Origin of the sequence: Phenylobacterium sp., assembly GCF_024508875.1 — a bacterium.
Classification (GTDB): domain Bacteria; phylum Pseudomonadota; class Alphaproteobacteria; order Caulobacterales; family Caulobacteraceae; genus Phenylobacterium.
In genome coordinates this window covers 1-26,907 of sequence record NZ_JANINU010000219.1, presented here as the reverse complement: position 1 = coordinate 26,907, position 26,907 = coordinate 1, and the positions used below count along the sequence as shown (strand labels likewise).

General features: G+C 70.3%; 34 protein-coding genes. 21 read left to right on the top strand and 13 right to left on the bottom strand.

What is annotated here, in order from left to right; genetic code table 11:
* The 3 genes from Q0L11_RS15785 to Q0L11_RS15775 all read left to right on the top strand — a co-directional run.
* On the top strand, positions 1-630 hold a 630-nt coding region (locus Q0L11_RS15785), incomplete at its 5' end, for a DUF72 domain-containing protein (RefSeq protein ID WP_296598482.1).
* A 153-nt stretch (positions 631-783) separates the two neighbouring features.
* A complete protein-coding gene (locus Q0L11_RS15780) occupies positions 784-2,583 on the top strand; it encodes a M10 family metallopeptidase C-terminal domain-containing protein (RefSeq protein WP_296598481.1) in 1,800 nt (599 codons plus the stop codon).
* 114 nt (positions 2,584-2,697) lie between these two features.
* The gene (locus Q0L11_RS15775) at positions 2,698-3,390 is read left to right on the top strand and encodes a DUF1013 domain-containing protein (RefSeq protein WP_296598480.1); all 693 of its coding nucleotides are present in this window, start codon (positions 2,698-2,700) and stop codon (positions 3,388-3,390) included.
* A gap of 154 nt (positions 3,391-3,544) precedes the next feature.
* Here the strand turns inward: Q0L11_RS15775 and Q0L11_RS15770 are convergent, their stop codons facing one another.
* Positions 3,545-3,718, bottom strand: a complete 174-nt coding sequence (locus tag Q0L11_RS15770; protein ID WP_296598479.1) for a DUF465 domain-containing protein — start codon at positions 3,716-3,718, stop codon at positions 3,545-3,547.
* A gap of 128 nt (positions 3,719-3,846) precedes the next feature.
* Here Q0L11_RS15770 and Q0L11_RS15765 point away from each other — a divergent pair, with 128 nt between their 5' ends.
* From Q0L11_RS15765 to Q0L11_RS15755, 3 genes are read left to right on the top strand one after another with little or no spacing between them, the layout of a single operon-like run.
* Complete coding sequence (locus Q0L11_RS15765; RefSeq protein ID WP_296598478.1) at positions 3,847-4,443, top strand: UbiX family flavin prenyltransferase; 597 nt, start codon at positions 3,847-3,849, stop codon at positions 4,441-4,443.
* 3 nt (positions 4,444-4,446) lie between these two features.
* Positions 4,447-4,905 (top strand): TIGR02444 family protein, encoded by a 459-nt coding sequence (locus tag Q0L11_RS15760; protein ID WP_296598477.1) that lies wholly within the window; start codon positions 4,447-4,449, stop codon positions 4,903-4,905.
* 13 nt (positions 4,906-4,918) lie between these two features.
* Entirely contained in the window at positions 4,919-5,134 is a 216-nt protein-coding gene (locus tag Q0L11_RS15755; RefSeq protein WP_296598476.1) for a DUF465 domain-containing protein, read from the top strand.
* Between the two features lie 23 nt (positions 5,135-5,157).
* Here Q0L11_RS15755 and Q0L11_RS15750 read toward each other — a convergent pair whose 3' ends face one another.
* On the bottom strand, positions 5,158-5,868 hold the full coding sequence (locus Q0L11_RS15750) for a GGDEF domain-containing protein (RefSeq protein ID WP_296598474.1): 711 nt from the start codon (positions 5,866-5,868) through the stop codon (positions 5,158-5,160).
* 131 nt (positions 5,869-5,999) lie between these two features.
* On the opposite strand from Q0L11_RS15750, the gene purE reads away from it, so the two are divergent.
* From purE to Q0L11_RS15730, 4 genes are all read left to right on the top strand, one after another.
* On the top strand, positions 6,000-6,479 hold the full coding sequence (purE, locus tag Q0L11_RS15745) for a 5-(carboxyamino)imidazole ribonucleotide mutase (RefSeq protein WP_296598473.1): 480 nt from the start codon (positions 6,000-6,002) through the stop codon (positions 6,477-6,479).
* 13 nt (positions 6,480-6,492) lie between these two features.
* Complete coding sequence (locus Q0L11_RS15740; protein ID WP_296598471.1) at positions 6,493-7,572, top strand: 5-(carboxyamino)imidazole ribonucleotide synthase; 1,080 nt, start codon at positions 6,493-6,495, stop codon at positions 7,570-7,572.
* A gap of 67 nt (positions 7,573-7,639) precedes the next feature.
* Positions 7,640-8,026: a hypothetical protein gene (locus Q0L11_RS15735; RefSeq protein ID WP_296598470.1), complete on the top strand. Its 387-nt coding sequence runs from the start codon at positions 7,640-7,642 to the stop codon at positions 8,024-8,026.
* Entirely contained in the window at positions 8,023-8,220 is a 198-nt protein-coding gene (locus Q0L11_RS15730; RefSeq protein ID WP_296598468.1) for a helix-turn-helix transcriptional regulator, read from the top strand. The genes Q0L11_RS15735 and Q0L11_RS15730 overlap by 4 nt, the downstream gene beginning before the upstream one ends.
* Before the next feature lie 36 nt (positions 8,221-8,256).
* Here Q0L11_RS15730 and Q0L11_RS15725 read toward each other — a convergent pair whose 3' ends face one another.
* Positions 8,257-8,907 carry a COQ9 family protein gene (locus Q0L11_RS15725; RefSeq protein ID WP_296598466.1) on the bottom strand — a complete coding sequence of 217 codons (651 nt, stop codon included), beginning with the start codon at positions 8,905-8,907 and terminating at the stop codon, positions 8,257-8,259.
* A gap of 160 nt (positions 8,908-9,067) precedes the next feature.
* On the opposite strand from Q0L11_RS15725, the gene rpsU reads away from it, so the two are divergent.
* Both rpsU and ftsH read left to right on the top strand, forming a co-directional pair.
* A complete protein-coding gene (gene rpsU / locus Q0L11_RS15720) occupies positions 9,068-9,301 on the top strand; it encodes a 30S ribosomal protein S21 (RefSeq protein ID WP_111275467.1) in 234 nt (77 codons plus the stop codon).
* Between the two features lie 278 nt (positions 9,302-9,579).
* Positions 9,580-11,466: an ATP-dependent zinc metalloprotease FtsH gene (ftsH, locus tag Q0L11_RS15715; protein WP_296598464.1), complete on the top strand. Its 1,887-nt coding sequence runs from the start codon at positions 9,580-9,582 to the stop codon at positions 11,464-11,466.
* A 175-nt stretch (positions 11,467-11,641) separates the two neighbouring features.
* On the opposite strand, the gene Q0L11_RS15710 is transcribed toward ftsH, so the two are convergent.
* Entirely contained in the window at positions 11,642-13,459 is a 1,818-nt protein-coding gene (locus Q0L11_RS15710) for a PQQ-dependent sugar dehydrogenase (RefSeq protein WP_296598462.1), read from the bottom strand.
* A gap of 114 nt (positions 13,460-13,573) precedes the next feature.
* Here Q0L11_RS15710 and folP point away from each other — a divergent pair, with 114 nt between their 5' ends.
* On the top strand, positions 13,574-14,389 hold the full coding sequence (gene folP, locus Q0L11_RS15705; protein ID WP_296598460.1) for a dihydropteroate synthase: 816 nt from the start codon (positions 13,574-13,576) through the stop codon (positions 14,387-14,389).
* Here the strand turns inward: folP and Q0L11_RS15700 are convergent.
* The 4 genes from Q0L11_RS15700 to Q0L11_RS15685 all read right to left on the bottom strand — a co-directional run bounded on the left by Q0L11_RS15700 (position 14,365) and on the right by Q0L11_RS15685 (position 15,910).
* Complete coding sequence (locus Q0L11_RS15700) at positions 14,365-14,871, bottom strand: SRPBCC family protein (RefSeq protein WP_296598459.1); 507 nt, start codon at positions 14,869-14,871, stop codon at positions 14,365-14,367. The two genes, folP and Q0L11_RS15700, sit on opposite strands and share 25 nt — an antisense overlap.
* On the bottom strand, positions 14,868-15,170 hold the full coding sequence (locus Q0L11_RS15695; RefSeq protein ID WP_296598457.1) for a helix-turn-helix transcriptional regulator: 303 nt from the start codon (positions 15,168-15,170) through the stop codon (positions 14,868-14,870). The genes Q0L11_RS15700 and Q0L11_RS15695 overlap by 4 nt, the downstream gene beginning before the upstream one ends.
* A 66-nt stretch (positions 15,171-15,236) precedes the next feature.
* On the bottom strand, positions 15,237-15,470 hold the full coding sequence (locus tag Q0L11_RS15690) for a hypothetical protein (protein ID WP_296598456.1): 234 nt from the start codon (positions 15,468-15,470) through the stop codon (positions 15,237-15,239).
* Positions 15,467-15,910, bottom strand: coding sequence for a MarR family transcriptional regulator (locus tag Q0L11_RS15685; RefSeq protein ID WP_296598455.1), 444 nt, complete (start codon positions 15,908-15,910; stop codon positions 15,467-15,469). The genes Q0L11_RS15690 and Q0L11_RS15685 overlap by 4 nt, the downstream gene beginning before the upstream one ends.
* A gap of 77 nt (positions 15,911-15,987) precedes the next feature.
* Here Q0L11_RS15685 and thiD point away from each other — a divergent pair, with 77 nt between their 5' ends.
* Entirely contained in the window at positions 15,988-16,788 is an 801-nt protein-coding gene (gene thiD, locus Q0L11_RS15680; RefSeq protein ID WP_296598454.1) for a bifunctional hydroxymethylpyrimidine kinase/phosphomethylpyrimidine kinase, read from the top strand.
* Positions 16,785-17,357, top strand: a complete 573-nt coding sequence (locus tag Q0L11_RS15675; RefSeq protein WP_296598452.1) for a nucleotidyltransferase family protein — start codon at positions 16,785-16,787, stop codon at positions 17,355-17,357. Before thiD ends, Q0L11_RS15675 begins: the two co-directional genes overlap by 4 nt.
* On the opposite strand, the gene Q0L11_RS15670 is transcribed toward Q0L11_RS15675, so the two are convergent.
* Complete coding sequence (locus Q0L11_RS15670; RefSeq protein ID WP_296598451.1) at positions 17,354-17,779, bottom strand: GNAT family N-acetyltransferase; 426 nt, start codon at positions 17,777-17,779, stop codon at positions 17,354-17,356. The two genes, Q0L11_RS15675 and Q0L11_RS15670, sit on opposite strands and share 4 nt — an antisense overlap.
* A gap of 96 nt (positions 17,780-17,875) precedes the next feature.
* Here Q0L11_RS15670 and Q0L11_RS15665 point away from each other — a divergent pair, with 96 nt between their 5' ends.
* Positions 17,876-18,691: a PhzF family phenazine biosynthesis protein gene (locus Q0L11_RS15665; RefSeq protein WP_296598448.1), complete on the top strand. Its 816-nt coding sequence runs from the start codon at positions 17,876-17,878 to the stop codon at positions 18,689-18,691.
* A gap of 10 nt (positions 18,692-18,701) precedes the next feature.
* Here the strand turns inward: Q0L11_RS15665 and Q0L11_RS15660 are convergent, their stop codons facing one another.
* Genes Q0L11_RS15660 through rlmN form a run of 3 tightly spaced genes read right to left on the bottom strand, consistent with a single transcriptional unit; the run spans position 18,702 to position 21,165 of the window.
* Positions 18,702-19,532: a serine protease gene (locus Q0L11_RS15660; protein ID WP_296598446.1), complete on the bottom strand. Its 831-nt coding sequence runs from the start codon at positions 19,530-19,532 to the stop codon at positions 18,702-18,704.
* 2 nt (positions 19,533-19,534) lie between these two features.
* The gene (locus Q0L11_RS15655) at positions 19,535-19,954 is read right to left on the bottom strand and encodes a DUF350 domain-containing protein (protein ID WP_296598445.1); all 420 of its coding nucleotides are present in this window, start codon (positions 19,952-19,954) and stop codon (positions 19,535-19,537) included.
* Between the two features lie 47 nt (positions 19,955-20,001).
* Positions 20,002-21,165, bottom strand: a complete 1,164-nt coding sequence (rlmN, locus tag Q0L11_RS15650) for a 23S rRNA (adenine(2503)-C(2))-methyltransferase RlmN (RefSeq protein WP_296598444.1) — start codon at positions 21,163-21,165, stop codon at positions 20,002-20,004.
* Between the two features lie 108 nt (positions 21,166-21,273).
* On the opposite strand from rlmN, the gene Q0L11_RS15645 reads away from it, so the two are divergent.
* Together Q0L11_RS15645 and Q0L11_RS15640 are read left to right on the top strand one after the other, a co-directional pair.
* A complete protein-coding gene (locus Q0L11_RS15645) occupies positions 21,274-22,056 on the top strand; it encodes a transporter (protein WP_296598442.1) in 783 nt (260 codons plus the stop codon).
* A 102-nt stretch (positions 22,057-22,158) separates the two neighbouring features.
* Entirely contained in the window at positions 22,159-23,157 is a 999-nt protein-coding gene (locus Q0L11_RS15640; RefSeq protein ID WP_296598440.1) for an NADPH:quinone oxidoreductase family protein, read from the top strand.
* Positions 23,158-23,173: 16 nt separating this feature from the next.
* Here the strand turns inward: Q0L11_RS15640 and Q0L11_RS15635 are convergent, their stop codons facing one another.
* Positions 23,174-25,375, bottom strand: a complete 2,202-nt coding sequence (locus tag Q0L11_RS15635) for a TonB-dependent receptor (RefSeq protein ID WP_296598439.1) — start codon at positions 25,373-25,375, stop codon at positions 23,174-23,176.
* Between the two features lie 116 nt (positions 25,376-25,491).
* On the opposite strand from Q0L11_RS15635, the gene Q0L11_RS15630 reads away from it, so the two are divergent.
* The 3 genes from Q0L11_RS15630 to Q0L11_RS15620 form a co-directional block, all read left to right on the top strand.
* Complete coding sequence (locus Q0L11_RS15630; RefSeq protein ID WP_296598438.1) at positions 25,492-25,863, top strand: BlaI/MecI/CopY family transcriptional regulator; 372 nt, start codon at positions 25,492-25,494, stop codon at positions 25,861-25,863.
* Positions 25,856-26,386 carry a M56 family metallopeptidase gene (locus tag Q0L11_RS15625; RefSeq protein WP_296598436.1) on the top strand — a complete coding sequence of 177 codons (531 nt, stop codon included), beginning with the start codon at positions 25,856-25,858 and terminating at the stop codon, positions 26,384-26,386. The genes Q0L11_RS15630 and Q0L11_RS15625 overlap by 8 nt, the downstream gene beginning before the upstream one ends.
* Positions 26,323-26,907: M56 family metallopeptidase (locus tag Q0L11_RS15620; protein ID WP_296598434.1), on the top strand; the 585-nt coding region annotated here is incomplete at its 3' end. The genes Q0L11_RS15625 and Q0L11_RS15620, both read left to right, overlap by 64 nt.

Genomic DNA, 26,907 nt, shown 5'->3' with positions numbered 1-26,907 from the left:
GAATACTACGCCACCCGGTTCGACACGGCCGAGATCAACGCCAGCTTCTACCGCCTGCCCTCGGAATCGATGGTCGAGGGATGGGCTGAGCGCGCGCCGCCCGGCTTCGTCTTCGCCTGGAAGGTCAGCCGCTTCATCACCCACAACAAGAAGCTGAAGGATTGCGCCGACCCGATCGCCCTGGTGTTCGGCCGCATGGCGCCGCTGGGCGCGAAGCTGGGCCCGTCGCTAATCCAGCTGCCGCCGTCGCTGCGGCGGGACGACGAGCGGCTGGCGACGTTCCTGGACCTGCTGCCGGCCGGCCGCCACACGGTCGAGTTCCGCCATCCCTCCTGGTACGAGCCCGAGATCTTCCGTCTGCTGGAGGCGCGCGACGTCTCGCTCTGCATCTCGGACCACCACCATGCGCCGGCGCCGTGGACGCGCACCGCGAGCTGGGTCTACATCCGCGGGCACGGGCCGACCGGCCGCTACTTCGACCGCTATTCCGAGGACCAGCTTCAGCGGTGGGCAGCCCGGATCCGCGACTGGCGGCTCGAGGGCCACGACGTCTACGCCTACTTCGACAACGACGTGAAGAGCGCCGCGCCGTTCGACGCCGAGGCCCTGAAGCGGCTTAGCAACGCCTAGCCGATCTGCGGAAACTGCGGCACGCTCGGCGCGGCCAGAAGGGCCACGCCTGCGTAACATCGGTGCGCGTATACGCCGCGCGGGTTCCGCATTGTGCGGATTCACCTATTCCCTTAAGCAAATGAAGGGGATGGTGCTTGATAGAGTGCGAGCATGCCCACCGACGCCTCCCCCGTCTCCATCGATGACTCGACGCTGCTAAGCCGCCCGCTGTCGGCTGACGCCACGGCGACGCCCTGCAGCTGCCCGCTGTGTTCGGGCCAGCAGAGCCTGGTGATCGACGGCGAGACGGCGACCGGCCTGTCCTATCTCAACGCCGACCAGCGCGCGGGCGCGGTGGTGAACGGCAAAGAGAGCTTCACGATCGACCGGGCGGGCCTGCAGCTCACGGGCTTCGACGCGACGACCATGGCTCCGGCCCCTGGGTGGGGTGGGGTGGCCGGCCGCGCCTTCACCGTCACCTACGCCTTCCGGGCGACGGCGCCGGTGAACATGCCGAGCGACACCGAGGGCTTCCAGCGGTTCAACGCCCAGCAGATCTACCAGGCCGAGCAGGCGATGACCGCCTGGTCCGACGTGGCCAACATCAAGTTCGTGCGCGTGGGTTCGGGGACCGACGGCGAGATCGCCTACGCCGACAACGCGTCGATCCTGTTCGGCAACTACACCTCCGGCGAGTCCGGCTCGGCCGCCTTCGCCAACTACCCCGGCAGCACCAGCGCCAGCAGCGCGGCGGGCGACGTCTGGGTCAACATCACCGCGGGCACCAACAGCTATCCGACGATGGGCAACTACGGCGCCCAGGTGCTGATCCACGAGATCGGCCACGCCATCGGCCTGGCCCACCCCGGCGATTACAACGCCAGCGACACCGGCGGGGCGATCACCTACGCCGGCAACGCCGAGTATTACGAGGACAGCCGCCAGTACACGGTGATGAGCTATTTCTCGGAGTCGAACACGGGCGGCAGCTATGGCGGCCGCTACGCCTCGGCCCCGCAGCTCGACGACATCCGCGCCGCCCAAATCGAGTACGGCGCCAACATGACCACCCGGACGGGCGACACCGTCTACGGCTTCAACTCGACGGCCGGGCGCGACTGGTTCGCCGCCACGAGCAGCTCGTCGCGGGTCGTCTTCGCGGTGTGGGACGCGGGCGGCCGCGACACCTTCGACTTCTCCGGCTACACCCAGAACCAGACGATCGACCTGCGCGAGGGCTTCTTCTCGAACGTCGGCGGGCTGGTGGGCAACGTGGCCATCGCCCAGGGCGCGCAGATCGAGAACGCGGTCGGCGGCTTCGGCGCCGACACCATCAACGGCAACGCGCTGGACAACAGCATCGACGGCGGCGCCGGCTACGACAGCATCTTCGCCGGGGCCGGGAACGACACCATCGACGGCGGAACGGGTCAGAGCTACCTGCGCGGCGAGGACGGCAACGACTCCATCGCCGGCGGGTCGCTGTTCGACGACATCCAGGGCAACACCGGCAACGACACCGAGCGCGGCGGCGCGGGCGACGACTATGTCGTGGGCGGCAAGGACAACGACCTGCTCTTCGGCGAGGACGGCGTCGATCTGGTCTACGGGAACATCGGCGCGGACACCTGCGACGGCGGCGCCGGGAACGACACTGTGCGCGGCGGCCAGGACAACGACTCCCTCTCGGGCGGCGCCGGCAACGACTTCCTGTCGGGCGACAAGGGGGCCGACACGGTGGTCGGCGGGGCCGGCGCCGACCTCTTCCACATCTCGCTGGATTCAGGTTCAGACCGGGTGCTCGATTTCAACGTCGGCGAAGGCGACCGCGTGCACCTGGATCCTGGGACGACCTACAGCGTGGCGCAGGTCGGGGCCGACACCGTCATCACCCTGGGCTCGGGCGCGGACCAGATGATCCTGGTCGGCGTGCAGATGAGCACGCTGACGCCGGGGTGGATCCTGGCCTGAATTCGAGAATCCCGTTTCCAGGCCGGCGTAACCGGCCTATATGAAAAGCCTCACCGCCCGGCCGAAAGGCCGGGCGCCTTCGTTTTCGGGACTTGCCCGCTTCGGAACCTGATGATGACGCAGATCCTCATGCCCAAGGCGACCGCCGTCTGGCTGGTCGACAACACCTCGCTCACCTTCGACCAGATCGCGGACTTCTGCGGCCTGCACCCGCTGGAGGTGAAGGGCATCGCCGACGGCGAAGTGGCGCGCGACATCCGCGGCGCCGACCCGATCGCCAACGGCCAGCTCTCGCGCGATGAGCTGGACGCCGCCGAGAAGAACGACAAGTACCGGATGAAGGCGCAGAAGAGCCGGCACGCCGAGCTGCTGAAGCCCGTGAAGAAGGCCCCGCGCTACACGCCTGTGTCGCGCCGCCAGGACCGCCCGGACGCCATCGCCTGGTTCATCCGCAACCACCCGGAAGTGCCGGACAGCCAGGTCGCGCGCCTGCTGGGCACCACCAAGGCCACGATCGACCAGGTGCGTAACCGCCAGCATTGGAACTCGGCCCAGATCAAGCCGGTCGACCCGGTGACCCTGGGTCTCGCCACCCAACTCGAGCTGGACGCGGTGGTGAAGAAGGCGGCCGACAAGAAGGCGAAGGACGACGCCCGTCGCGGCATCGTCGAGCCCGAGGGCGCCACCCTGCGCCCGGCGTCGGAAGCTGGCGCGTACGAGGAAGAAGAGCCCGAGGTCGAGCGCGAGACCGACCTGGCCAACGTCTTCGCGAACCAGCCCGCGCTGGACGAGGACGACGAGGACTAGCTGGCGCTTCCCTCCCCGCTCGGGGAGGGACGGCCCGCCGTCAGGCGCGCAGGGCGGGGAATGCGAGATCAAGCTCACAGCTTGAACGTGAGGTCCTCACCCGCCTGGTCGCTGCGCGCCGGCCACTCCTCCCCATGAAGAGGAGGGGCGGTTCCTAGTGCATCTGGCCGCGAAGGGTCTCGATCTCTTCCTTCAGCCTGAGCTTCTGTCGCTTGAGTTCTCGGAGCTTGAGGTCGTCGGCGTAGGGCCTGCGCATCTCGTCCTGGATCGCCTGTTCCAGGGACTGGTGGCGGGATCCGAGTTCACGGATCCGGGCATCTAGCGCCATGGCGGAGAGCCTCCTCTCGGTTGGACGGCTCACGAGTGAACACCCGCTTCCCGCGGCTGTCAGATCACATATGTTTGCAGTCGGCCGGTAGAACCGGATTGCGCCGCGATAGTTGGAGGAGCCCGAACGTGACAGGCGAAAAGCCAAGGCTGATCGTCGGCATCTCGGGCGCGTCCGGGGTCCTGTATGGCTTGCGGGCCCTGGACGCGTGCCGCGATCTCGGCATCGAAAGCCATCTGGTGATGAGCCGTTCCTCGGTCCTCACCCTTGCGCAGGAGACGTCGCTGAGCCCGGCGGACGTCCAGGCGCGGGCGGACGTCACCCACAAGGTCGGCGACGTGGGCGCGCCCATCTCGTCCGGCTCCTACCCCACGCTGGGCATGATCGTGGCCCCCTGTTCGGTCCGCACGATGAGCGAGATCGCCACCGGCGTGACCTCCTCGCTGCTCACCCGCGCCGCGGACGTGACGCTGAAGGAGCGCCGGCCGCTGGTGCTGATGGTGCGCGAGACGCCGCTGCACCTGGGGCACCTGCGCACCATGGTGCGGCTGGCCGAGATGGGCGCGGTGATCGCCCCGCCCCTGCCCGCCTTCTACGCCAAGCCCGCGACGGTGGCCGAGATGGTCGACCAGTCGGTGGGGCGCGCGCTGGACCTCTTCGGCCTGGACTGGAAGCCGGTGAAGCGCTGGGGCGAGGACATCCAGGCGCTGAAGGGCGAGGCCTGAAGCATGGGCGCGGGCGCCGGACCGATCTGGGAATGGGCGCTGGAGGCCTATGCGCGGCCGGGCGTGCCCGAGGCGTGCCTGAAGCTGCAGGACGAGCACGGGCAGAACACCTCGCTGCTGCTGTGGGCGGTCTACGCCGAGACGAAGGACCCGCCGCTGCTGGCGCGGGCGGCGGCGGCGGCCCGCGACTGGGACCGCACGGCGCTGGTTCCGCTGCGCGAGGTGCGCCGCGCCCTCAAGCCGGCGCTGCCGCCGTTCGACGACCACGCCCGCCAGGCGCTGCGCGAGGAGGTGAAGAGCCTGGAGCTGAGCGCCGAGCGCCTGCTGCTCGAGACCCTGGACGGCATGTCGCAGGGCCAGGGCGGCGCGCACGCGCTGGAGGCTCTGGAAGCGGCGTCCAAGGCATGGGACAAGCCGGCGCCCGCAGGCGCGCTGGCCGAACTGGCCGCCGCCCTGGGGTAGGGTGTCGGGGCCGATGATCGACTATTCCACCTTCACCGAGGAGGCCCTTGAGGCGCGCCTCAGCGACCTGCGCCAGGATCACGCCGACCTGGACGCCGCGATCCACGCCCTGACCCATACGACGGTGCCCGACCTGATCGTCATCGGCCGGCTGAAGCGCAAGAAGCTGGCGCTGAAGGACGAGATGGCGCGCATCGAGGACTTCCTGAACCCCGACATCATCGCCTGAGGCTCGGTAGGCCGGAGGCCTGTTCAGCCCGCCTTGCGCTGGCGCTTCGCGGCGAACATGGCCGCGTCCGCCTCGGCGATCACCGCCTCGGGGTCGGCCTCGCCGGCCACCTCGCGCACGCCGTAGCTGACGCGCAGCAGGGGCGCGGACGGGATCGGCGGCTCGGCCTCGATGGCGCGCGCCAGCTCTGCGGCCCTGGCCTCGGCGGTGGCCTGGTCGGCCGACATCAGCACCACGGCGAACTCGTCGCCGCCCATCCGGCCCACGATGTCGGTCTCGCGCACCCGGCCCGTGAGCCGTCCCGCCACCGCTTGCAGGGCCGCATCGCCCGCGGCGTGGCCCAGCCGGTCGTTCAGCGCCTTGAAGCCGTCGAGGTCGAAATAGACGAGGCTCAAGGGAAAGCCGTGGCGCCGGGCAAAGGTCCGGGCGCGGCCCAGTTCGCGCACGAAGGCGCGGCGGTTGAGCAGCGGGGTCAGGGCGTCGCGATCGGCCAGGCCCTCGGCCTCGTCCAGCCGCGCCTTCAGGCGTGCGACCTCGGCCCGCAGTTCGTCCAGCTCGCCCAGCAGGCTCTCGATGGCGGCCCGCACGGCCGGCGTCATCTCGGCGCGGCTCACGCCGAGGAAGGTGGCCCGGTCGGCCGCGCGGGCGGCGGCCACGGCCGCGGCGCCCGACGACACGGCGGCGCGGCGGCGGTTCGCCGCGACGGGTTCGCTCCTCAAGCCGCCGATCTTCATCGCCATCCCCGAATGGTTAACGCCATTCGACGCCACCGCGGTTAAGGGAATCTAACCGTCGCGCATTGTACAGGCAAAGGCGGCGCCTATACTCCGCGCCCTTCCGAGGACCCCAGGGGAAATCAGCACGCATGAGCGCGCCCGTCGCCATCATCATGGGCAGCCGGTCGGACTGGCCCGTGCTGCGCCATGCGGCCGAGATGCTGGAGGGCCTGGGCGTCGCCTACGAGGCCCGCGTGGTCTCGGCGCACCGCACGCCGCAGCGGATGTACGACTTCGCCAAGGGCGCCAAGGCCGAAGGGTTCAAAGTGATCATTGCCGGGGCTGGCGGCGCGGCCCACCTGCCGGGAATGACCGCCTCGCTGACCGATCTGCCCGTGCTGGGCGTTCCGGTGGAGTCGAAGGCGCTGAAGGGCATGGACAGCCTGCTCTCCATCGTCCAGATGCCCGGCGGCATTCCGGTGGGCACGCTCGCCATCGGCGAGGCGGGCGCCAAGAACGCCGGGCTGCTGGCGGCGCGGATCCTGGCGCTGTCCGACGAGCCCCTGGCGAAGCGGGTCGCCGACTTCGCCGCCCAACAGACCGCCAGCGTGTCCGAGGCGGTGGAGTAGAGCTTAGAGACCGATGCCCACGCTTCCGCTTCCGCCCGGCTCCACCCTCGGCATCCTCGGGGGCGGCCAGCTCGGCCGCATGCTGGCCCTGGCCGCCGCGCGCCTGGGCTTCGACGTGGCGGTGCTGGAGCGCGACGCCGACAGCCCCGCCGGCCGCGTCGCCGCCCACACCATCGTCGGCGCGTACGACGATCCGGCGGCCCTGGAGCAGCTCGCGGCCCTGGCGCAGGTGGTGACCTTCGAGTTCGAGAACGTGCCCGCCGCCTCGGTGGCGAAGCTGCAGGCGCTGGGCGTCGAGGTGGCGCCGGGTCCCGAGGCCCTGGCCGTCGCCCAGGACCGCATCGCCGAGAAGCAGTTCCTGAACGCCAGCGGCGCGCCCACCGTCGCCTTCTCCTCCGCCGACAGCGCCGAGGAGGCGGTGGCCGCGGCGACCGAGATGGGCTGCCCGATCCTCATGAAGACGCGCCGCGAGGGCTACGACGGCAAGGGCCAGCGCTGGGTCGAGCACGCGCCCGACGCGGCGGAGGCCTTCCGGGCGCTGGGTGGCGTGCCGGTGATCCTGGAGGCGCCCGCCGACTTCGTGCGGGAGCTGTCGATCATCGCCGCGCGCGGCCGCGACGGCGCCACCGCGGTCTATCCCCTGGCCGAGAACCACCACGAGGGCGGCATCCTGCGCCGCAGCCTGGCGCCCGCGCAGGTCAGCGAGGACCTGGCCTTCCAGGCCGAGAAGATCGCCGCCCGCGTGCTGAAGGGCCTGAACTACGTAGGCGTCGTCGGCATCGAGCTGTTCGAGCTGAAGGATGGGACGCTGCTGGTCAACGAGATCGCCCCGCGGGTCCACAACACCGGCCACTGGACCATGGACGGCTGCGAGGTCGACCAGTTCGAGCAGCACGTCCGCGCCGTGGCGGGCTGGCCGCTGGGCCCGACCGCGCCGCACCACCGCGTCGAGATGCTGAACCTGCTGGGCGACGAGGCCGAGGGCTGGAGCAAGCTGGCCCACGAGCCCGAGACCCGCATCCACCTCTACGGAAAGCGCGATCCCAAGCCCGGCCGCAAGATGGGCCACGTGAACAAGCTGAAGGCGCTGTAGCGGCACATGTAAGGTTGACCTTACATCCGTCCCGTGTCAGGTTCTCCTTACATCAAGGAGATCTTCCATGGCTATGGATCTTGCGCACCGGCGCTACGCGATCCGGACCTTCGCCTTCATGGTCCCCTATGTCGCGATCAACGTCGCCGCGATCGGCGGCGCCTTTGACGACCGCACGCGGCCGGGGTCCTATCTGCTCGGCCTGGCGGTCGCCGCGCCGGTGATCGGCCAGCTCTGGGCAACCCTGGCGCTGATGGGCGACGCCGACGAGTTCGTCCGGGCGCTGACCGCCAAGCGGTTCATCCTGGCGGCGGGCGGGGCCATGGCGATCTTTACGGCCTGGGGCTTCGTCGAGGAGTACGCCCGCGCGCCGCACGTGCCCGGGTACGCGGTCTACATGCTGTTCTGGCTCTGCTACGCGGTCGTGACGCCGTTCGTGCGGACCACGCGGTGAGGAACCGGCTGAAGGAGCTGCGCGCGGCCCGCGGCTGGACCCAGGCCGACCTGGGCGAGCGCCTGGGCGTCTCGCGCCAGGCGATCATCGCGCTGGAGAGCGACAAGCACGACCCGTCGCTGGACCTCGCTTACCGGATCGCCGCCCTGTTCGGCGAGCCCGTGGAGGCGATCTTCGAGAATCCCCATAGCTGAACCCCCCTCCGTCTCCTTGATGGGGAGGGAAAGGGGCTACCCGCCGTACCTGGTCCGGCCGAGATGTTCGGCGGCGGCGTTCAGCCACTGGCTGGGCCGGAACGTCGTGGTGGCCTTCCACTTCTCGAAGCGCATGACGTCCTCGATGCGGCGGTCGACGAACGCCAGCGCCTCCTGGCGGCCCTGGGTCATGCGGATGGTCATGGCGGCGCTGAGGATGCCGGCCAGGATCGCGCGCTTGGAATAGTGGTTCTCGTCCGTGGCGGTGTCGCCGGCCCAGCGCCAGAGATGGTCGGCGCTCTCCCAGGCCAGGCGCGAGCCCAGCGGCAGGTTCTGGGGCAGGGCCAGGAAGCCCATCCAGCGGCGCAGCGCGGGCTCGTCCGGGGCGGCGGCGTCCAGTCTCGCCTCCACCGCGCGGCGGATGCGCTCGCGGATCTTCAGGTTCGAGGCATGGACGTCGGCCAGGGCCGCCAGGGCTCGGTCGTCATGCCGCCGCGAAAGCAGCGCCGCGAGGTCGGCCGCGCCGTGGGGCAGCAGCAGCTCCGTCTCGCCCTGGGACATGCCCAGCGCCTGCCCCGCCAGCGTGACTGTGCGGCGTGTCCAGCCATGGATGGGCGCAAGCTTCAACGCCTCGTCCAGCAGATGCTGTTCGGCAGCCTCGGCCCATTCCTGCGCGGCGGTCGTCATGGTTGCTTTCTATTCCGAACGCGTGGACATGGCACGTTCGTTCTGCTAATTGCGCGCCCTCAAACCCGAAGGCTAACCCCTTCGGGCGATCCATTTTTGCACGCTCGCCGCCTTTTATGCCGGTCGAGGCGGGCGGCTAGCGTAGGCAGGAGAGGTTCCTCTGGTTCAGATTTTCGTCCGCGACAACAACGTCGACCAAGCCCTCAAGGCGCTGAAGAAGAAGATGCAGCGCGAAGGCTCGTTCCGCGAAATGAAGCGGCACGTCCACTATGAGAAGCCCTCGGAAAAGCGCGCCCGCCAGAAGGCGGAAGCCGTGCGTCGCGCCCGCAAGCTGGCCCGCAAGCGCGCCCAGCGCGAAGGCCTGATCGCCGCGCCGAAGAAGCCGTCGCGCTGATTTGATCCAGGTCTAAAACCTGGCACGAATGATGCTTATTTGAAGGGCTGCGCCACCGGCGCGGCCCTTTTTGCGTATATGCTCCCAAGGGGCCTTTCGAGCGCAGGCGTTTTGTCCTGCAATCGGACGGCCCCCGACTTAGGCTGAAGCTTCGAGCGCGACCCTGTCATGCTCAAGGCGCGATGTACGGTCGCAATGGGCTGGCGTTAAATGGTCCAACACCGGTCGGCGTCCTATCTATTGGTTTCGTACGCCGCTTTCCTGGGAACGGTCATCACATGAACCTCCGCAATCTCGTCATCTGGGGCGTCATCGTCGTCGTCCTGATCGGGCTCTACAGCATGATGACGGGCGGTGGCCGCGGCGCCGCCGGGACCCACGAGGTCACCTATTCGCAGCTCCTCTCGAAGGTGAACGCCGGCGAGGTGAAGAAGGCCGAGATCCGCGGGCCGGTGGTGGAAGTCACCGACCAGAGCAACCGCGTCTACACGGCCACCACGCCGAACAACCAGGACGACCTGGTCCAGCGGCTTGAGAAGAGCGGCGCCAACATCAACGTGAAGGCCGCCGGCGGCATCACCCTGGTGGGCCTGCTGCTGAACTCGCTGCCGATCCTGCTGCTGATCGGCGTGTGGATCTTCTTCATGCGCCAGATGCAGGGCGGGGCGCGCGGCGCCATGGGCTTCGGCAAGTCGAAGGCCCGCCTGCTCACCGAGAACAAGAACCGCGTCACGTTCGAGGACGTGGCCGGCGTGGACGAGGCCAAGGAAGAGCTGACGGAGATCGTCGACTTCCTGAAGGACCCGCAGAAGTTCCAGCGCCTGGGCGGCAAGATCCCGAAGGGCGCCCTGCTCATCGGCCCGCCCGGCACGGGCAAGACCCTGATCGCGCGCGCCGTCGCGGGCGAGGCGGGCGTGCCCTTCTTCACGATCTCGGGCTCGGACTTCGTGGAAATGTTCGTGGGCGTCGGCGCCAGCCGCGTGCGCGACATGTTCGAACAGGCGAAGAAGAACGCTCCCTGCATCATCTTCATTGACGAAATCGACGCCGTGGGCCGCCATCGTGGCGCGGGCCTCGGCGGTGGCAACGACGAGCGCGAGCAGACGCTGAACCAGCTCCTGGTCGAGATGGACGGCTTCGAGGCGAACGAGGGCATCATCCTCATCGCCGCGACCAACCGCCCCGACGTGCTGGATCCGGCCCTGCTGCGTCCCGGCCGCTTCGACCGCCAGGTCGTGGTGCCGAACCCCGACATCAACGGCCGCGAGCGCATCCTGCGCGTCCACATGAAGAACGTGCCCCTGGCCGCCGACGTGGACGTGAAGGTCATCGCCCGCGGCACCCCCGGATTCTCTGGCGCCGACCTGGCCAACCTGGTCAACGAGGCGGCCCTGATGGCCGCCCGCAAGAACCGCCGCATGGTCACCATGCGCGACTTCGAGGACGCCAAGGACAAGGTCATGATGGGCGCCGAGCGCCGGTCGATGGTCATGACCGAGGACGAGAAGAAGCTGACGGCCTACCACGAGGGCGGCCACGCCCTGGTGGCGCTGAACGTCCCGGCGACCGATCCGGTCCACAAGGCGACGATCATCCCGCGCGGCCGTGCGCTGGGCATGGTCATGCAGCTTCCGGAACGCGACAAGTTCTCGATGAGCTACGAGCAGATGACCTCGCGCCTGGCCATCCTGTTCGGCGGTCGCGTCGCGGAAGAGATCATCTTCGGCAAGGACAAGATCACCTCGGGCGCCTCGTCCGACATCAGCCAGGCCACCAAGCTGGCCCGGGCGATGGTGACCAAGTGGGGCTTCTCGGAGCGCCTGGGCTCGGTCGAGTACGGCGAGAACCAGGAAGAAGTGTTCCTGGGCCACTCGGTCGCGCGCAACCAGAACGTCTCGGAAGAGACCGCCAAGATCATCGACGAAGAGGTCCGGCGGCTGGTGGAGGGCGGCGAAAGCGAAGCCCGCCGCATCCTGACCGAGAAGCTGGACGAGCTGCACACCCTGGCCAAGGCCCTGCTCGAGTACGAGACCCTGACCGGCGACGAGATCGTCAACGCCCTGAAGGGCGTGCCTCCGGTGCGGGACGAGAGCGAATCCAAGCGCCCGTCCGGCCCGTCCGTGGCGGTGCCGATCTCGCCGAAGCCCAGCGCCGAACCGGCGTGATTTGAGACCGATCCTTCTCCCCTCGTGGGAGAAGGTGTCGCCCGCAAGGGCGACGGATGAGGGGTCGCTCGGCTTGTCCGGCGGCCCTTTTTCGTTCCGGGCCGAAAGGTCGGCGCCACCTCATACGGCCGTTCGCCGCCAGCTTCTCCGCGAGGGGAGACGAGCCTGAACACCCCTACCCCACGAAGATCCAGCTTCCGGTGAGCGTGGACATCTGCACGCCCGCCAGCACGACCGTCGCCCCGCCGCCGACCGAAACCACGGTGTCGGCGCCGTCCTGGCTCACCGTGTAGGTGCTGCCGGGGTCCAGGCGAACGCGGTCGCCCTCGCCGCGATTGAAGTCGAGCACCCGGTCGACGCCTGCGCCGCCGAAGCTGTTGAAGATGTCGGCGCCCGCCCCGCCGGTCAGGGTGTCCGACCCGAGGTCGCCCGAGATGAAGTCCGCGCCGTCGCCGCCGCGCAGCACGTCGTCGCCCTGGCCGCCCCGCACGATGTCGGCGCCAGGCCCGCCGTCGCCGGTGTCGTTCCCCAGGTTGCCGTAGACGATGTCGTCGCCCTCGTCGCCCGAGAGGCGGTCGTCGTCCTTGCCGCCCACGACCCAGTCGCCGCCCAGGCCGCCCGAAACGGTGTCGTTCCCCGCGTTGCCGTGGACGTCGTCGAAGGCCAGGCCGCCGTAGATCACGTCGTCCCCGTCCTCGCCGCGCAGATAGTCCGAGGCGTCTCCCGCGGCGGCGCGGGGGCTCAGTCGGTGGATGTCCCCGTCGAGCCCGATCAGGTAGAGGCGCCCGGTTCCATCCACCGCGAACGAGGCGATCTGGTCGATGTCGCCGCCGCCGGAGACGCTGAGCTGGGCATTGCGATTGAGGAAGTCCTGCGCCTGGCCGCCGGCGTAGGCGACCGTCCAGAGGGCGCCGCTGCCGAAGTCGCCGAAGACGTAGAGGCCGCTGGCGCCGCCGGGCCCGTGGTAGACGTAGCCGCCGGTCACGGCGACGCCCGAGTACTGCGGCGTGGTGCGGTCGTAGTCTAGGATCGGATCGGTGAGGCCGGCCTGCGAACCGCCGGAGAAGGTCGAGAAGCCCTCCTTGAGCTTCCAACCCAGGTTCAGCCCGCCCTGACCCGCCGCGATCCGGTCGACCTCCTCGCGCGCGCCCTGGCCAACATCGCCGATCCACAGGTCGCCGGTGGCGGAATCGAAGCTGGCCCGCCACGGGTTGCGCAGGCCGTAGAGCCACACCTCGTCCGCGCCGGGGATACCGCCCGCGAACGGGTTGCTCGCCGGGATCGCGTAGTTGCGCGCGGCGTCGTTGGGGAAGGCGTCGCCGTTGACGTCGATCCGCAGGATCTTGCCCAGCAGGGAGTCGATGTTCTGGGCGTTGTTCTGCGGGTCTCCGCCCGAGCCGCCGTCGCCGGTGGCGATGTAGAGCATGCCGTCGGGCCCGAAACCGAGCCAGCCGCCGTTGTGGTTGTCGAACGGCTGGTCGATGCCGAGGATCGCGCGCGATGACGTCGCATCGGCATGGTCGGCGTCGGCGCGACGGTATTCGCGGACCTCGGTGTCGCCCGCGGCGTTGGTCAGGTTCAGATAGAAGAGGCCGTTCGTCGCGTAGCCGGGATGGAAGGCCAGCCCCAGCAACCCCTGCTCGCCGCCGCCGGCCAGGCTGCTGTCGGGCAGGTCGAGGAAGGCGTCCCCGTTCAGTTGGCCGGTCGAAAGGTCCAGGATGCGGATCCGACCGGTGTGCTGCTCGACGATGAACAGGCGGTTCGGATCGCCCGGCGGCGAGGCGGCGAACACTGGGCTGGAGAGCCCCGAGGCCACCCGCGTGGCGTCGATGACCCACGAGCCCGCCTCGAGGTCGGCCGCGGAGTGTCCGTAGATCGTGTCGTTTCCGGCGCCGCCGAACACGCTGTCCGAGCCGTCCCGGCCGGAAAGCGTGTCGGCCCCGCCCGTGCCGTTGAGGGTGTCGCGCGTACTGGTCCCGTCGATGTCGGCCACGGCGTCCCTCCGCAAAGCCTCTCGCGCCAGCTTCCCGTGAAGCCTGGCTCCACAGTATGACTGCGGGCGAGGCCCATGAGTTCCCCATCACCGAACATTGCTCGCCCGAAGGTCATGGGCATCGTCAACGCGACGCCCGACAGCTTCTCGGACGGCGGCCGCTTCCTCGCGCCCCAGGCGGCGCTGGCGCACGCTCGCAAGCTGATCGCCGACGGGGCCGACATCCTGGACGTGGGCGCCGAGTCGACGCGGCCCGGCGCCGACCCCGTGCCGGCGGAGGTGGAGATCGGGCGGCTGGTCCCGCTGATCGCCGCCCTGCGCGCGGAAAGCGCGATCCCGATCTCCGTGGACACCATGAAGCCTGAGGTGGCCCGCGCGGCCGTGGCGGCCGGGGCCACCATGTGGAACGACGTGGCCGCCCTGCGCTTCGCGCCCGACGCGCTCGCCACCGCCGCCGAGCTGGGCTGCGACGTGGTGCTGATGCACATGCAGGGCGAGCCGCGCACCATGCAGGCCGAGCCGCACTACGTCGATGTGGTCGCCGAGGTGTGCGCCTTCCTGGCGGAGCGGGCCGAGGCGTCGCTGGCGGCCGGGGTGGCGCGGGAGCGTATCTGGCTCGACCCCGGCATCGGCTTCGGCAAGCACATGACCCGCCACAACCTGCCCCTGCTCGCGCACCTGGACCGCGTCGTGGCACTGGGGTTCCCGGTGCTGCTGGGCGCCAGCCGCAAGGCCTTCATCGGCGCCCTCGACGGCAAGGCGAAGGCGGACGAACGGCTGGGCGGCTCGATCGCCGCGGCGCTGGCGGGCGCTTCGGCCGGCGTGGCGGCGGTGCGTGTCCACGACGTGCGCGAGACGGTGCAGGCGCTGGCGGTCCAGGCGGCGATCGCTCAGGCCGCGGCGGCTCAGCCTGGGGACGCGCCGGCGTAGAGGGGGGCCGCCGCGTCTGCCCGGGCGCGCACAGTGCTCCACGGCGTCTCGATCCCGTCGGCGGCGTCCTCGATGGCCTGCAGGTGGGCGTGCCAGCCGGCGCCGACCCCCGCGGCGTCCTTCGGCGGAAGGCCGGAGTGGGTAAGGGTCACCTTGCAGCCATCGCCGTCGGGCTCCAGCTCCCATCGGACCAGCGACTCGTTGGAACCGTCCAGTTCGGTCCAGGCCCAGGCGAACACGCGCATCGGCTCGAAAGTCACGATGCGGCCCAGGCTGCGGTAATTCTCGTCCTTGAAGTCCAGTTCGATCACCCCGCCGGGCGCCAGTCGATCGATCGTGGTGTTGGCGAACCAGTCCGAGAGGCGCTCGAGCGTGGTCAGCGCCGCCCAGACCTTCTCGAGCGGGCGGGCATAGCGACGGTGGAACACGATCTGCACCGTGTCTCCGGTGCGGCGGATCTCGCCGAGGTCAGCTTGGGTCATTGCTCACGCTCCAGATGGTCGTCGAGCGCGGTCAGGCGGCGCGCCCAGAATCGGCGATACGGCAAGAGCCAGGCTTCGAGGTCGGCGAGTCCCCCCGGCTCCAGCCGGTACAGCCGCCGCTGGCCGTCCGCCCGCATGCTGACAAGGCCGGCCTCGCGCAGAAGCTTGAGCTGCTTGGACACGCCGGGCTGGCTCATCCCCACGGCCGAAACGATCGAGCCGGCGGGCTGCTCACCCTCCCGCAACAGGTCGAGGATGGCACGGCGACTGGGTTCGGCGATGGCTTCGAAGGGCGTCATGCGGCCAATTATATAGCGCAAAAGAAATATAACTCAAATTGGATATATTTGCCGGGCGCGGATGTCCTAGCGCGCGCCCCTGACCCGCGGGTGGTCCCGCCAGGCCGGCAGAGTGGCCATGTGGGCCAGGGTCTCGCGCTCGGCGTCCGCGCGCTCGCCGCCCTTCTCGCGGAGCTGCCAGGACACCATCCGCTCGAAGCGGGTCTCGAAGTCCTGCAGCGCGCCGGTCTCGTCGACGCAGTACTGGCAGTAGCGGCCGTTCTCGATGGGCATGCCGCAGCTTTCGCACTTGTGGGTCATGGGTCGGGCCTTTCGGTCTTGAGAGCTTTGACGAGGTCGCCCAGCGCCTCGGCGAGCAGGGCTCGGCGGTCGGGGTCGAGCCGGGCGGCGGCGCGGACGAGGCGTCCGTGATCCAGCACGCGCATCTCGTCGGCCAGCGCCACGCGGCCGCCCGCGGTCAGCCAGATGAGCGCGCGGCGGGCGTCGTCGGGGTCGGGCTCGCGCCGCACGAGGCCCTTGGCGGCCAGGTGGTCCACCATCTCGGAAAGCGTCGAGGGCGCGCGGCTCAGGTGGCGCGACAGCTCGGTCAGGGTCATCGGCCCGGCCTCGGCCAGGTGCAGCAGGAAGGCCGTCGTCTCGGGCGTGAGCTGGCCGCGTTTGTCGCGCACCCGGCGCACGGCGTGCAGGTAGACGTCCTGGTAGCCCAGGGCGAAGCGGTCGGCGAAGGCGTCGGCGTCCATGTCGCGCAGGCTGGCCGGTTGGGGATAGTTCGTAAATCCCGATGCATTCGGCGCGTGCGCGGGCTAGCGATGAGGTCATGAGCAAGCTCGGCCGCGTCCTGATCATCGCCGGCTCCGACAGCGGGGGCGGAGCGGGCATCCAGGCCGACATCAAGACGGTCACGGCGCTGGGCGGCTATGCGGCGACCGCGATCACTGCGGTGACCGTGCAGAACACCCTCGGAGTCACCGGTGTGCATCCGATCCCGCTGGAGGTGGTGGAGGCCCAGGCGCGCGCCGTGCTGTCCGATATCGGCGCCGACGCCATCAAGACCGGCATGCTGGGCGATGCGGCGACCGTGGGGCTGGTCGCCCGCCTGCTGGACGAGGCCGATGTCCCGGCGGTGGTCGATCCCGTGATGGTGGCCAAGGGCGGCGCCTCGCTGCTGGCGGCCGAGGCGGTGGCGGTGGTGCGCGAGCAGCTCATCCCGCGCGCGGCGCTGCTGACCCCCAACGCCCCCGAGGCCGAGGCGCTGACCGGCCTTGCGGTGGCGACGACCGACGACTTGCGCCGGGCGGGCGAGGCGCTGCTGGCGGCCGGCGCGGGGGCGGTGCTGATGAAGGGCGGCCACGTGCCAGGCGAGCGCGTGGTGGACGTGCTGATGACCCCCGCCGGCGAAACCGCGTTCGAGGGCGAGCGGATCGACAGCCGCCACACCCACGGCACCGGCTGCACCCTGGCCTCGGCCTGCGCCGCCGGCCTGGCCCAGGGCCTGCCGCTGGTCGAAGCCGTGGCGCGCGCCTGGGACTATGTCCACGAGGCCATGCTGCGCGCGCCGGGTCTCGGCGCCGGACACGGACCGCTCGACCACGCCTGGCCGCTGCGGGGCCGGGCATGAGGCACGCCGACGAACTGGAGGCGATCCTGCGGCGGTCCGAACCCGTCATGCAGGTGCTGACAACGATCCGCGACCTGGACCCGCCCGACTGGCTGCTGTTCTCGGGGGCGGTGTATCAGCGTGTGCTGAACCACCTGGGCGGCCGCGCCCTCGACTACGGGGTCAAGGACTACGACATCGGCTACTTCGACGCCTCGGACATCTCGTACGAGGCCGAGGACGTGGTGATCCAGCGGGTGGCCGCCGCCTTCGAGCCGCCCCTGCGCGAGCTGGTCGAGGTGAGGAACCAGGCCCGCGTCCACGTCTGGTTCGAGGACAAGTTCGGCGAGGCCTACACGCCGCTTGCGTGTTCGGCCGAGGCGCCGGCGCGGTTCGTGAGCCCCATGTTCGCCGTGGGGGTCAAGCTGGAGCCGGACGACCGCATGACCGTCGTCGCGCCCTTCGGCCTGGAAGACCTGTTCGCGCGCATCCTGCGGCCCAACCCGGTTCGCGGCGCAGAGCGCAGTTTCCCGCGCATCGCCGCCTCCGCGAAAGCGCGCTGGCCGGAGATCACGGTGCTGGAGCGCTAGCGCCGGTAGACGTCCGGGTCGCGGATCTCCATCCAGTTCTCGACCTTGGTCAGGTCGGTGAAGCCGAACTGGCGGTAGAGGCTATGGGCGTCGCGGGTGGCCAAGTGCATCCGGCGGAAGCCCTGCAGATCGGGATGGGCCTTGATGAAGGCCATGATCTTCTTGCCCAGGCCGGCGCCGCGATGCGCCTCGTCCACGAAGACGTCGCAGACCCAGCCGAAGGTCGCGCGGTCGGTCACCACCCGCGCCATGGCGGCCATGGTCCCGTCCGCCGCGTACACGCCGATCGCCAGGCTGTTCGCGACCGACCTGGCGAAGATCTCGAACGGGATGCCTTCGGCCCAATAGCTCTGCGTCGAGATCCAGCGATGGCCGCGGGCCAGGTCGAACCGCTGCGGATCGTCGCTTACCTCGTACGTCATCTGGGGCCCCCTCAGCGGTCCGCGGCGCGGGAACTGGCCCTTGCCGCCGGAGCCCTCGCGACGCAAGTCCTAGGGCCGATTTCGAGGAGGCCAGTCTTGCGCCAGTGGACCGTCGATGCGTTCGCCGCCCAGCCCTTCCGGGGCAATCCCGCCTGCGTGGTCGAGCCGTTCGACGCCTGGCCCGACGCCGGCTGGATGCAGGCCCTCGCCGCAGAGAACAACCAGGCCGAGACCGCTTTCCTGCTGAAGACCGCCGACCCGGCGCGCTTCGGCCTGCGCTGGTTCACGCCGGCGGTGGAGGTGCCGCTGTGCGGGCACGCGACGCTGGCCTCGGGCCACGTGCTGTTCGCCGAGCTGGGCCTCGCCGCCGGGCAGGTCACGTTCGAGACGAAGTCGGGCCCGCTCACGGTGGCGCGCCGCGGCGACGGCTACGAGATGGACTTCCCGGCCCAGCCGCCGCAGCGGATCGACGCCCCCGAGGGCCTGGTGGAGGCCCTGGGCGCCACGCCGACGGAGGTCTGGGCCTCGAACTACCTCATCGCCCTGTTCGACGACGAGGCGACGGTGCGCAACCTCCGGCCCGACATCCCCGGCCTGAACCGCGCCGCCGGCGCCGTGCGCGACCGCGGCAATGTGGGCGTCGCCGCCCTCGCGAAGGCCGGCGCCGAGCACGACGTGGTCGACCGCTTCTTCGCGCCCGGATCGGGCATCCCCGAGGACCCCTGCACCGGCTCGCTCCACTGCATCCTCGCGCCGCTGTTCGCGGACAAGCTGGGCCGCCCGACGGTGCGGTTCCACCAGGCCTATCCGGGCCGGGGCGGCGACATGGAGTGCGAAGTGGCCGGCGACCGCGTCCGCATCCGCGGCGGGGCCGTCACCATGATGGAAAGCCGCCTGCGCCTGACGCCCTGAGCCTCGGACCCTAGTCGTCCAGACAGACCACCTGCGCGACCTGCAGTTCGCGGCGCAGTTCGTCGGCTACGTAGAAGTAGTTCTGCGGGGTGATCCGTTCGCCGAGGGCCGTGGCGTCCGAGCGGCGGTTGTCGCCCGCCAAGGTGGCGCGAACGATCTCCGGGGCGGTGGTGTAGATCCGGCCCCGGCGCGGGCTTTCGGCGATGGTCACGCCCAGCACGCGGCCCTGCGCGTCCAGGGCCGGCGCGCCGGAGAGGCCGCCGAGGGTGCCCTCCAGGCCTTCGGTGCGGCCGGTTTCGGCCCAGACCAGCACGGGCTCGGTGCGCGCGCCGTGCCCGCGGACCACCAGATTCTCCCGGCCCAGCAGCCGCGAACTGGCCTCGCCCGGCTCGCCCTGCGGGAAGCCGGGGTGGAAGGCGCGCTGGCCCCGGCGCAGCGGCTCGGTGAGGCCCAGCGGCAAGGGCGCGGCGCCGCCGTCGGTGTAGAGCAGCGCCGCCTCGCCGTGCGGGTCCACCTTGACGTTCACAGCCACGCCCGTGCCCTGCCCCACCACGATCGCCGCCCGCCGGCAGCCGTCCACCACATGGCGCGCGGTCAGCCAGACGCCGGTGCGGGCGATGGAGAAGGCGGTCCCGGCCGCGGGACCGGTCTTGTCGGGCACGTCCACCACCACCGCCGGGTCGAACGGCGAGGCCGGCCCCAGCGCCTCGCCCAGCGGCTCGGACCCTTTGGGCGGCGGCGGCGGCGCATCGGTGCGCTCGTCGCGACCCAAGGCGGCGAACAGCAGCACCACCACGATCGCGGCGTAGACCACCCAATCCGGCAGCCGCGGGAATTTCATGTCTAGGAACGGGCCGCCGCGATGATCAGGGCCGTGGCGATCTTGGCGCCGACCAGCAGGGCCGCCGCCGACATCTCACCGTCCTGGATACGCCGGGGCAGACCGTGCAGCAGCATGTCGACCAGGCGGAAGATCAGCAATTGCACCACCACGGTCACCGCGCCCCAGAGGCCGATCTCGATGACGTTGGTCGAGGCGCGCAGCGACGCGGACAGCGGGATCGCGAGGCCCAGCAGCACCCCGCCCAGCGACACGGCCGCCGCCGTGTTGCCCTCGCGGATCAGGGTGATCTCCTTGTGCGGCGTCAGCAGCACGTAGAGCGCCGCCGCCGCGAACAGGATCACCACCGTCACGCCGGCGTGCATCAGGAACACCGGGAACCCGGCGGCGAAGGCCTGGATCTCAGGCGATGGTGTCGGCATGTACGCGTCCCCGAACTGGCGGGAGCACCGTTACCACGGCCGCGCTTCTATTCCGAAGCCTCGGCGGCCTGTTCGGCCCTGCGACGCGCCGACGCGCGCTGCTTCTCGCTCTCGCTCTTAAGCTGGCCGCAGGCGGCGAGGATGTCGCGGCCGCGCGGCGTGCGGATCGGCGAGGCATAGCCCCCGCGGTTCAGGATCGCCGCGAACTGCTCTATGGTGGACCAGGACGAGCACTCGTAATCCGTGCCCGGCCACGGATTGAACGGGATCAGGTTGATCTTGGCCGGAATGCCCTTGAGGAGCTGGACCAGCGCCTTGGCCTCGGCCGGGGTGTCGTTGACGCCCTTCAGCATCACGTACTCGAACGTCACCCGCTTGGCGTTGCCCAGGCCCGGATAGGCGCGGATGCCGTCCATCAGCTCCTTCAGCGGATACTTCTTGTTGAGCGGCACCAGCTTCTCGCGCAGCGCGTCGTTGGTGGCGTGCAGCGAGATGGCCAGCATCGCCTGGGTCTTCTCGCCCAGCTCCTTCAGCATCGGAACGACGCCCGAGGTCGACACCGTGATCCGCCGGCGCGAGATGGCGATGCCCTCGTTGTCGGCGATGATGTCGATGGCCTGGGCCACGTTGTCGAGGTTGTAGAGCGGCTCGCCCATGCCCATGAACACGATGTTCGACAGGCGGCGATCCTCCTTGGGCGAGGGCCATTCGCCGAGGTCGTCGCGGGCCACCTGCACCTGGGCCACGATCTCGGCGGCGGTCAGGTTGCGCACCAGCGCCTGGGTGCCTGTGTGGCAGAAGGTGCAGTTGAGCGTGCACCCGACCTGGGAGCTCACGCACAGGGCGCCGGCCCGGCCCACGTCGGGGATATAGACCGTCTCGACCTCGATGCCCGGACCCATGCGGATCAGCCACTTGCGGGTGCCGTCCTTGGAGACCTGGCGTTCGACCACCTCCGGCCGGGCCAGCGAGAAGGCCTCGGCCAGGGCCGCGCGGGTCTCCTTCGCAACGTCGGTCATCTGGGCGAAGTCGGTGACGCCGTAGTGATGCATCCAGCGCCAGAGCTGGCTGGCGCGCATCTTGGCCTTCTCCTTCGGCACGACGCCGGCCGCGACCAGCGCCTCGGCCAGCTCGGTGCGCGAGAGGCCGGTGAGGTTGGTCGGCGCAAGGGCCTTCGCCGGCGCCCGGGAAAGATCGAGGGTCACGCCCAAGGAGTTCGGTCCTTCTGGAGAAGCGGCCAATATAGGCGAGCCGGGGCCTGCGACCAAATCATGCGCCGTCTTGACGGTCCGTTGCGGGCGGAGGCGTATCGTCGCGGGATGCGCAACGCAGCCCTTGCCGCCGCCCTGCTGAGCCTCCTCGCCACCTCGGCCGTGGCCGCCGACCTGCGCGACTTCTGCGCCGAGCGACCGGGCAAGGCGACGCCGCCCTGCATCCTCGACCCCGGCCACGTCCAGCTCGAGACCGGTCTCGCAGACGCGGTCTTCGTGCGGGGCCGCGCCGGCCATGAGGACGTCTACACCCTGGGCGCCAGCGAGGTCCGGTTCGGTCTCACCTCCCGCACCGAGGTCGAGGCCGGTTGGTCGCCGCTTGTCGTCGATCACCTGCGCGGCGCGGGGCGGACCAGGGGCGTCGGAGACGCGGTCCTTGGGCTGCGCACCGCCCTGACGGACCCCGACGCCGACGGGCCGGCCGCCGCGCTCCAGGGCTTCGTCACGGCGCCGACGGCCACCCACGGGCTGGGCGCGGGAGGCTGGACCGGCGGGGTGCGCCTGCCGCTCACGGCGTCCATCGGCCACGGCCTCGACCTTGGCGCGACGCCGGAGGCGGACCTGATCCGCGACGCCGACGGCCACGGGACCCACCTGGCGCTGCAGGGCGCGGTCGGACTTGGCCATACCTTCGGTGCGCTGACGGCGGGCGCGGAGCTTTGGGGCCAGATGGACGACGATCCGGCGCACCGCGAATGGCAGGCCAGCTTCGACCTCACGGGTGCGCTCATGCTCGGGCGCGACATCCAGCTCGACGCCGGCGCGAACCTCGGGCTCAACCACGCGACGCCGGACGTCGAGGTCTACGCCGGGATCGCGCGGCGGTTCTGAGATCGGCGGCTCCATTTCAAACGGCCGTTCGGTTTTGGCCTTCCGCCGTTCCGGCCGCTGGGCTAGCGTCCCGCCGCTGTTCGAGAACGGGAAGGAACCTCCATGAAAGCGCTGCTCAGCAAGGCCGTCGGCGGCCCCGAGACCCTGGTGCTGGAGGACGTGCCCTCCCCCGTCGCCAAGCCGGGCCAGGCGGTGGTCGAGGTGAAGGCCATCGGCGTCAACTTTCCCGACGTGCTGATCATCGAGGACAAGTACCAGTTCAAGCCCGAGCGCCCATTCTCGCCCGGCGGCGAGATCAGCGGGATCGTGAAGTCCGTGGGCGAAGGCGTCACCAACGTGAAGCCCGGCGACCGCGTGCTGGGCAACACCGGCTGGGGCGGCATGGCCGAGGAACTGGCGCTGGAAGCCGCCCGGCTGGTGAAGATCCCGGACTCCATGCCCTTCGACGACGCCGCCGCCTTCATCATGACCTACGGCACGAGCTGGCACGCCCTGAAGGACCGGGCGAACCTGCAGCCGGGGCAGTCGCTGCTGGTGCTGGGCGCCGCGGGCGGCGTCGGCCTCGCGGCCGTCGAACTTGGCAAGGCCATGGGCGCCACGGTGATCGCCGCCGCCTCCAGCCAGGAGAAGGTCGACCTCTGCCTCAGCCGCGGCGCGGCCTCGGGCGTCGTCTATCCGAAGGGCCCGTTCGACCGCGACGGTCAGAAGGCGCTGGCGGGCCTGTTCAAGGACGCCACCGGCCCGAACGGCGCCGACGTGATCTACGACGCCATCGGCGACGCCTATGCCGAGCCCGCTCTGCGATCCATCGCCTGGGAAGGCAAGTATCTGGTCGTGGGCTTCGCCGCCGGCGAGATCCCCAAGATCCCGCTGAACCTCGCCCTGCTGAAGGGCTGCGAGATCGTCGGCGTGTTCTGGGGCGCCTGGGTGGGCAAGAACCCCAAGAAGCACCAGGAGAGCGTCGCCGAGCTGCTGCAGATGTACGCCGACGGCAAGATCAAGCCGCACGTCTCCGAGCGTTTCGCCCTGGCCGACGCCGCCAAAGCCATCACCCACCTCGCCAGCCGCAAGGCCATGGGCAAGGTCGTCGTCACGGTCTGATCGCGACCTCGACGCCCTAGGGCGTCGGCGCGCCGCCGCCGTTGCCGAAGTCGAAGCCCTGGTCGCGGCTCTTGCCCGGGCCGCCCAGGGTCCAGACGAAGCCGATCATCACGCCGCGCGTGTCGACGGTCTGGCGGATGCGGCGGTGCAGGATCGGGGTGTCCACGACCTCGTCCAGGGTGAAGGTGTCCAGGACGTCCTGGAAGGTCACCAGGCCCGAGACCCGGTCGTTGAACTTATGGCGATAGCCGATGTTCAGCATGCCCGACGGCTGGATGTAGCCCTGGGCGGTCAGGCGTCGGGCGTTGGCGAACCCGTTCACCTGGATCAGGTCGTCCGGCGTCACCTGCCAGCTCACGGTCGCGCGCCCCGCGACCGTCACCGTCGAGCGCTTGTCGGATAGCCCCTGGGCCGAACCGTCGAGTTCGTTCCAGTAGAGGTTGCCGCTGACGTTGTAGGTGATCTTCGAGGACAGCCGGCCGCTGGTCACCAGCTCCAGCCCGCCCGCCCGGGTCTGGGCGACGTTCTCCCGGGTGATCTCGAAGACGCCCCCGCCGAGGTCGCGGGTCACGTCGGACAGCACCTTGTCGTTCTCCCGGTAGTAGAGGGTCGCCAGGTAGTTCGTCGGGCTCTTCCGATACTGCCAGCCCAGCTCGTACGAGCGGGTCTGCTGCGGCTTCAGGTCCGGGTTACCGGTGCGATAGGTCACCGGGTCGATCAGGAACGGGAAGGGATTGTAGAAGTCGGGGTCGGGCCGCTGCACCCGCTCGCTGTAGCTGGCGGTGAAGGTCTGGGTGTCGCTCGCCTTCCACGACAGGTGCAGGCTGGGATAGGCGCTGAAGTCGTTGTTCTCGTCCTTGCGGCCCAGGGTCACCTGGGTCAGGTCGATGCGGGCGTCTTCCAGCCGCAGGCCGGCCAGCACCGTGACGTCGCCGAGCGGCCGTTCGTAGGTGACGTAAGCCTGGCTCAGCGTCCGTTCGAACTTGAATTGGTTGCTCAGCCGCGGGTCGAGGATCGAGGCCGGCGAGGTGGGGCCTCGGAAGCCGAGGTTGTCCTGGCTGTTGTCGTCGCGCTGGAGGTCGAAGCCGGCCTTGAGCTTCGAGCCGTCGGCGAAGGGGCGCACATAGTCGCCCTTCAGCTCGAGCTGCTGGTAATCGTTGTAGGTGATCTGGTCGTCGAAAGCCTCCGGCGCGGGCGGCAGCCGGCTGGCTGTGACGGCGGTCCGGCGACGATCGAAATCGGTGGCGTCGTAACTGAGGTTGAGGGTGAGCTCGTGGCCCTCGCCCTCCAGCTTGCGGCGAAGCCCGGTCGTCACCTCGCGGTTGAACCGGCGCTGCTCCACGCCGGTGCTCCGGTCGTAGACCTGCACGAGCGCGCCCGACGCATCCTCGCGCTGGGTCTGATTCAGGATGTCGAGGTCGAAGCGGAGGCGCTGCAGGCGCACCTCGCCGCTCAGGCGCGTGTCGGCGTCGAGGTCGTAGTCGGCGCTCACCCGTCCGCCGAGGATCTCCAGGAGGGCGTGGTTGACCCCGTCGATCCGCGATTCCGCGAACCCGCCGGTGGCGGGGTCCAGCTGGCTGCGGACGTCGTGGCTGGGCTGCTTCTGCGGATCGTGGCGCAGGAAGGCGTCCGCGGTGACCGACAGCTTCTCGCCGTTGTACCCGGTGCTGGCGTTGGCGAAGACACGTTCGCTGGTTCCCACCGTCAGCCGGGCCGAGCCGGTCTGGCCGACGCCCTTCGCCTTCTTTGTGATCAGGTTGATCACGCCGGCGGTCCCGTCGGCGCTGAACTCGGCTGACGGGTTGGTGATCACCTCGACGCGGTCGATCCGCTCCGCCGGCAGGGCCTGTAGCGCCTGGCCCTTGCCCTCGCCGCGGAACTGGCCCGAAGGCTTGCCGTCGATGAGGATGGTGACGTTCGGATCGCCGCGCAGGGCGACATTGCCGTTCACGTCCACCTCGACGGAGGGAACGTTGCGCAGGGCGTCGCCGATCGAGCCGCTCTGGGCCTGCAGGTCGGCGGCGACGCTGTAGCTGCGCCGGTCGATCGACGCCTGCACCGCCGGCGCCTGGCCGGTGACCACGATCTCGCCCACGGTCGGGCCAGCCGGCTTCGGCGCAGCGCCCGGCGCGGTCGCAGGCGCCGCGGCCGGCGCCGGCTGGGCCAGGGCCGCGGCCGGAATCAAGGCGACGGTCGCCAGGCAGAGCAGCTTGTGCACGAAAAGCCTCCCACATGAACGCGAAGTCACTGGCCACGGCGGCGGACCTCGGAGAGGATACAAATGTACTCTCATCGAAAATACACGTGTATTTTCGGTAAGGCGGAGGATTGGCCGTGGCGACGCGCATCTCGGGGGCCGAGAGCCAGATCATGGAGGCCCTGTGGCGGAAGGGGCCGCTGACGCCCGACGGCATCGTCGCCGAGGTGGGCGAGGCGCACGGCTGGGCGCCGGGCACCGTGAAGACCCTGATCACCCGCCTGCTGCGCAAGAAGGCCATCGAGGGCCGGCGTGAGGCCGAGGGCTACCTCTACCGCCCCCTGCTCAGCCGCAGCGACTACGTCCAGTCCGAGAGCCAGAGCCTGGTCGACCGGCTGTTCGACGGCGAAGTGGCCCCGCTCGTCGCACACTTCGCCGAGCACCGCGCCCTCACGCCTAAGGACATCCAGCTCCTCAAGAAGCTGATCTCGGACCTCGAAGATGAGTGACGCACTGCTCGTGCTGATCGGCACCAACCTGGCGGCCGCCGTCGCCGTGGCGCTGGTGCTGGTCCTGCGCATCCCGGCCCGCAGGCTGTTCGGTCCGCGGATCGCCTACCGTCTCTGGCTGCTCGTCCCGCTGGCGGCCGCAGGCATGCTGCTGCCGTCGCGAGTCACGACCGTGACCGTGCGCCCGGCGGCGGGTCCCGTCATCGCGGCGCAGGCCGCGCCGGCGCAGGGCACGGCGCCGGCGATTATCGCCGCCACGCCGTTCGACCCCTGGCCGCTCGTCCTCGGCCTTTGGATCGCGGGCGTCGCCGCCGCCCTGGCCTGGACCGTATGGCGTCAGGTGCAGTTCGGGCGCGACGCCGCTGCGGGGCTGGCCGGCCCGGCCGCCGTGGGCGTGCTGCGGCCCCGCGTGGTCACCCCCTCCGACTTCGGCCACCGCTACTCCGCGCGGAGCAGTTCGTGGTGCTGGCGCACGAGGAGACGCACATCGCGCGCCAGGACACCCGGATCAACGCCCTGGTGACCGCCGCCCGCTGCGTGAACTGGTTCAACCCGATGCTGCACGTCCTGGCCCGCGTCCTGCGCATCGACCAGGAGCTGGCCTGCGACGCCCAGGTGATCGCACGCCACCCCAAGGTCCGCCGTTCGTACGCCGAGGCGATGCTGAAGACCCAGCTTGCGGCCCGCCCCCTCCCGCTGGGCTGCTACTGGCTGCCGGCGGGCGCCCACCCGCTGGCCGAGCGCATCAGCCTGCTGTCGCGCGCAGCGCCCGGACCCCGCGAGCAGGCCCTGGGCCTTATGATGCTGACCGCCCTGACGCTGGCGGCCATGGGTTCCGCCTGGGCGGTGAAGCCGGTGCGGGTGCGCCTCGTGGAACTGCCCACCGCGACCCTGCTGCCCGCGCCGGTGCTGGACCGGATCGGGCCCACCGGGACGCCACCGCTGGCGCCGATGTCGGACCGGGCGGAGGCGCCGGCTCCCGCGCGCACGCCCAGGCTTCCGGCCGACCCTGGCGCGGTGCTGGCCCAGGCGGCGGCCGACGCC